General features: G+C 61.0%; 4 protein-coding genes and 2 pseudogenes. 4 read left to right on the top strand and 2 right to left on the bottom strand.

All coding sequences use genetic code 11. The features are described from left to right. Together JCM25156_RS09145 and gltA are read left to right on the top strand one after the other, a co-directional pair. Positions 1-380 (top strand): SixA phosphatase family protein (locus JCM25156_RS09145; protein WP_025812841.1); only part of this gene is annotated, 380 nt, incomplete at its 5' end. A 218-nt stretch (positions 381-598) separates the two neighbouring features. Further along, complete coding sequence (gltA, locus tag JCM25156_RS09140; RefSeq protein ID WP_025812840.1) at positions 599-1,897, top strand: citrate synthase; 1,299 nt, start codon at positions 599-601, stop codon at positions 1,895-1,897. 334 nt (positions 1,898-2,231) lie between these two features. Here the strand turns inward: gltA and JCM25156_RS09135 are convergent, their stop codons facing one another. Continuing rightward, positions 2,232-2,495, bottom strand: coding sequence for a hypothetical protein (locus JCM25156_RS09135; protein WP_034959128.1), 264 nt, complete (start codon positions 2,493-2,495; stop codon positions 2,232-2,234). A gap of 226 nt (positions 2,496-2,721) precedes the next feature. Between JCM25156_RS09135 and JCM25156_RS23005 the strand changes: the two are divergent. Then, positions 2,722-3,482, top strand: a pseudogene (locus JCM25156_RS23005) (orotate phosphoribosyltransferase). Positions 3,483-3,497: 15 nt separating this feature from the next. Further along, positions 3,498-4,346 (top strand): glutamate racemase, encoded by an 849-nt coding sequence (locus JCM25156_RS09125; RefSeq protein WP_025812838.1) that lies wholly within the window; start codon positions 3,498-3,500, stop codon positions 4,344-4,346. An 18-nt stretch (positions 4,347-4,364) separates the two neighbouring features. Here the strand turns inward: JCM25156_RS09125 and JCM25156_RS23000 are convergent. Further along, a pseudogene (locus JCM25156_RS23000) lies at positions 4,365-5,178 on the bottom strand (polyprenyl synthetase family protein); the annotation flags it as partial.

Raw genomic sequence — 5,178 nt, 5'->3', positions numbered from 1 at the left:
CGCGGCACTTCGCGCCGGAACTGGTCCTGGTCAGTCCCGCCGTGCGCACGCGCCAGACGCTGGCGGCCATCGGATCATTTTATGGCGATCACACGCCTGATATCCGATATGTGAACGCCCTGTATGACGCCACGGCGGAGACCATCCGCAACGAACTGTACGCGGTGCCGGATAAAATCCACAACATCATGATACTGGCCCATAACCCCGCCCTGCAGGCACTTGTGGTCCACTGGGGCGCAAGGGCCTGCCCGCCCGCGCTGGAATCCGGCCTGATCCGGGGCTTTGCTCCCGCTTCGATCGCATGTTTCACGACGGAGCAGCCATGGAACGTGGCGACGGATGGTGAAATCCGCCTGCTGGACCTGTCTTGCCAATAATGTCATTGCCGCGATGCGGGTGGATGGATTGCCACGAGGGGGGTTCGTTCCTATCGTCACACCCGAGGCCCGGGGGACAGCCGCGCAGGCGGAAACCGGGTATATAAATTTGGGCAGACTTACAAACTGTCGGTTGAACGACAGAGTGCCCGGAGGTTGGAGACATGTGCCACCCCGCCCCGACGCGCGGCAGATGGCACCCAGGAGGAGTGTTGTAGATGAGCGAGTCCGGAAAAACCGCCACAGTCTCGCTGGATGGCAAGGACATTTCATTGCCCATGCTGTCCGGCACGATGGGGCCGGATGTAATCGATATCCGCAAACTGCCGGCACAGGCTGGCGTATTCACCTACGATCCCGGTTATGGCGAAACGGCGTCATGTTCCAGCAAGATCACCTTCATTGATGGTGAAAAGGGTGTCCTGCTGCATCGTGGCTACCCCATCGCGCAGCTGGCCGAACAGGCCACCTTCATGGAAGTGGCCTATCTGCTGCTCAACGGCGAACTGCCGGACAAGGCACAGTATGACGGGTTCGTGAACTCCATCAAGCACCACACCATGCTGCATGAGCAGATCCGTAATTTCTTCAACGGTTTCCGCCGCGATGCGCACCCCATGGCCATCCTGTGCGGCACGGTCGGCGCGCTGTCCTCCTTCTATCATGAGGGACTGGACATCTCGAACGCCACAAGCCGCTACCAGTCGGCCATGCGCATCATCGCCAAGATCCCGACCATCGCGGCATGGGCCTACAAATACACGCAGGGCGAACCCTTCATCTATCCGCGTAACGACCTGTCCTATGCGGAAAACTTCCTGTCCATGATGTTCGCGGTGCCCAGCGAGCCTTACAAGATCAACCCGGTGCTGGCGCGTGCGATGGATCGCATCCTGATCCTGCACGCGGATCATGAACAGAATGCCTCCACCTCCACCGTGCGTCTTGCCGGTTCCACCGGGGCCAATCCGTTCGCGTGCATCTCCGCCGGTATCGCCGCGCTGTGGGGGCCCGCACATGGCGGGGCCAACGAAGCGGTGCTGAAGATGCTGGCCGAAATCGGCCACAAGGACAACATCCCCGAATTCATCGCCAAGGTGAAGGACAAGACCAGCGGCGTGCGCCTGATGGGCTTTGGTCACCGCGTGTACAAGAACTTCGACCCGCGCGCGAAGATCATGCAGGCCACCTGCCATGAGGTGCTGGGCGAACTGGGCATCAAGGACGATCCGCTGCTGGATCTGGCGATCGAACTGGAAAAGATCGCCATTAATGACGAATATTTCGTCAAGCGCAGCCTCTACCCGAATGTCGATTTCTATTCCGGCATCATCCTCAAGGCCATGGGCATCCCGACCAGCATGTTCACCGTGCTGTTCGCCGTGGCCCGCACCACGGGCTGGATCAGCCAGTGGAAGGAAATGATCGAGGAACCGGGTCAGCGTATCGGCCGCCCCCGCCAGCTTTATGTCGGCTCGCCCGAGCGCAACTTCGTCCCGTTCGACAAGCGCGGCTGATTGACCTGACGCCAGGCGGGGAACAGCCTCCCCGCCTGCGCAGGGACATGACCGGAAAGCTGTAAAAAAAACAATATGGGTTTTCGGGTGTCGCCTTTTTTTCAAAGGCGGCATTCCCTGAAAGCTTTTTGAAAAAAGCTTCACCAAAACCTTCTTATGATTTCGGGATTTCTGAGCAGTCTTCAGGCAAGGAACTCAGCCTGAATACCGTGCCATTACTTTATTTTTCCGAAAAACCACCCTGCCATTACAATGGCGCGTGACCGGAAAAGTCCCCATATATCCGCCGCGATATAAAATAACGGAAGACAGCGGGGCGGCAGTGATATTGCCCCTAATGCTGTTCCTCGCACTCACAGCCGTTTGTGGGGCCGGAGCGTCTCTGGATCACATGATGATCGATCCATTCCGACACCAGACGCCGGGCCTCGTTCAACGAGGATTCGGGGTGGTGGATACGGTATAGGGTCGTGCAGGCATGGAACGCCGACACATCACTGCTCCCGACGCCACGCAGTTCCTGATAGGCTGTGATGACGGCACGCTCACACTTGCGAGCGATGCGACTGTTTTCAGCAGACACGATGCGATGATCCATCAGTGAGAATGATTATCAATATTGTGATGTTAAAACGAATAACCTGTTTGGGCAAGGTAAACGTACCCTTACACGGCCTTAACCCTGTCACGTTATATTTCCCTGCCCGCTTTTTTTCGCGTTTTTGGGCACGGGGGGCGCAGACCGATGGATTTTCGCCGCCGTTGCGGTTAATCGTCTCTCCTGTCATTCGTAATATCGAATATCATTTGGCCGGAGATAGGGTATGCACGACGCCACGGGAAACGGGGCTGGGCTTTCAACAGGTTCAACAGCGTGGGACCGCGATGCCGCATTGATGACGGCGCGCCTGCTGCTGGAAATCAAGGCCGTCAATTTCCGCCCCGATGACCCCTATACCCTGACATCCGGCTGGAAATCCCCGGTTTACATTGACTGCCGCCGTATCATCTTCTTCCCGCGCGCGCGGCAGAAGATCATGGAACTGGCGGTTGAGAAGATTGGCCGCCATGTCGGTTACGAAAGCATCGACGCCGTGGTGGGCGGGGAAACGGCGGGTATTCCCTTTGCCGCCTGGATTGCCGACCGCATGATGGCGCCCATGGCCTATGTGCGCAAAAAGCCCAAGGGCTTTGGCCGCAATGCCAGATCGAAGGTGATGTGCCCGAAGGCATGCGCACCCTGCTGGTGGAAGACCTGACCACGGATGGCTCGTCCAAGGTGCAGTTCGCCAAGGCCCTGCGCGCGGCGGGCGCGCTGGTGGACCATACGTTCGTGGTCTTCTTCTATGGCGTGTTCCCCGGCGCCTACCGCACGCTGGCGGACATGAACATAAGCCTGCACGCCCTGTGCACATGGTGGGATGTGCTGGAAGCCTGCGCGGGCAAGCCCTATTTCTCCGAGAAGGATGCCGCCGAAGTCCGCCGTTTCCTTGAAGACCCCTGCGCATGGTCCGCGAAGCATGGCGGTGTCGGCAGCGCGGAAGAAGCGCTGGCGCTCAAGGCCAAACGTGACGCTGGCGCCTGATCAGCCTGCCGGTTGATGGCGCGTATCCTTACTTTCGATTCCGGTATTGGCGGGCTGGGCGTCGTAGCACAGCTTCGCGCGTTCCTCCCCGGCATACCGGTTGACTATCTGGCGGACACCGCCGTTTTCCCCTACGGCGAACAGCCCGACGCGCCGCTGCGTGTTCGGATTGTCCATCTGCTGGGCCATGCCATTGCCCGCCTGCGGCCCAGCGTGGTGGTCATTGGCTGCAATACGGCCAGCACCCTTGCGCTGGACAGCCTGCGGGCGGCCTATGACGTGCCTTTTGTCGGTTGCGTGCCGCCCATAAAATGGGCAGCGGACCATACCCGCACCGGCACGATCGGCCTGCTGGCCACACGCGCGACGGTGCGCCGCCCCTACCTGAAGGATCTACGCGCACGTTTCGCGCCCGACTGCACGCTGCTGGCCTATGGCGCACGCGGGCTGGCCGATATGGCGGAGGCCGCCTTCCGTGGCGTGCCGCCTGACCGCAGGCAGCTAAAAGCGGAACTCGATGGCCTGTTCGGGCAGCCGCATGGCGCGGAAATCGACGTGGTAGGCATTGGCTGCACCCACTACACCTTCCTGCTCGACGCCATGCGCGAAATCGGACCGCCAGACGTAACCTGGCTGGACCCGGCCCCGGCCGTAGCCCGACAGACCGCACGCATTATGGCTGAGCTGGACAGGCCGGACGACCCGCGTTCCGCCCCGCCGGAACAGGTATTTTTTACCGCTTTGCCGGATGATCTGACCGCCCTGCAACCCGGACTGCACAGGCTGGGATATAGTCAGGACGCACCCTGCCTGTTTGAACCGGGCCGGGCCCACGGCCCCGCATCGGTCACGACCGGGCCGTAACGCCCGGTCCTGCCGGCTTCAGCGCAGCCGGTTGACCGTATAGCTGGCCGTATCCTGCAAAAGCTGGCGCAGGCGGCTGGGCGGGAAGATGGACAGGGCCTCACACGCGGCCTGCGCGTAGTCCATGGCCCGATCCAGCGTGATACGGATGGCGTCGGTTTTCTCGATCAGGCGCAGGGCATGGTCGAGATCATCGGGTTCCTGCTCGCTCTTTTCGATCACGCGCTGCCAGAAGGCGCGATCCTCGTCCGAACCGGCGGCGTAGGCGGCCAGTACGGGCAGGGTGATCTTGCCCTCACGGAAGTCATCGCCCACCGTCTTGCCCAGACGGGCCTGATCCGCCGCATAATCCAGCGCATCATCCACAAGCTGGAACGCCATGCCAGATTGGTGCCGTAGGTTTCAAGCGCAAGTTCCACGCGGGCGTCACGCTCGGCCACGACGGCGCCCACGCGGCACGCGGCCGCGAACAGGGCGGCGGTCTTGCCATGAATGACTTCCAGATACTGCTCGATCCGGGTGGACAGGTCATTCTGCGTGGACATCTGCAGCACCTCCCCTTCCGCGATCGTGGCGGAAGCGGAGGACAGGATGTTCATGACCTTGAGCGAACCGTCATCGGTCATGAGCTGGAACGACCGGGCGAACAGGAAGTCCCCCACCAGCACCGAAGCCTTGTTCCCGAACACCGCGTTCGCGCTGGCCATGCCCCGGCGCAGGGAACTTTCATCCACCACGTCATCATGCAGCAGCGTGGCGGTATGAATGAACTCCACGCACGCGGCCAGCGCCACGTGGCGCTGGTGCGTGGCGTCGGGCCGGTAGCCGCACA

The organism is Komagataeibacter kakiaceti JCM 25156 (assembly GCF_000613305.1).
The sequence above is the reverse complement of the archived record's forward strand: the minus strand, read 5'-3'. Positions and strand labels throughout refer to the sequence as shown.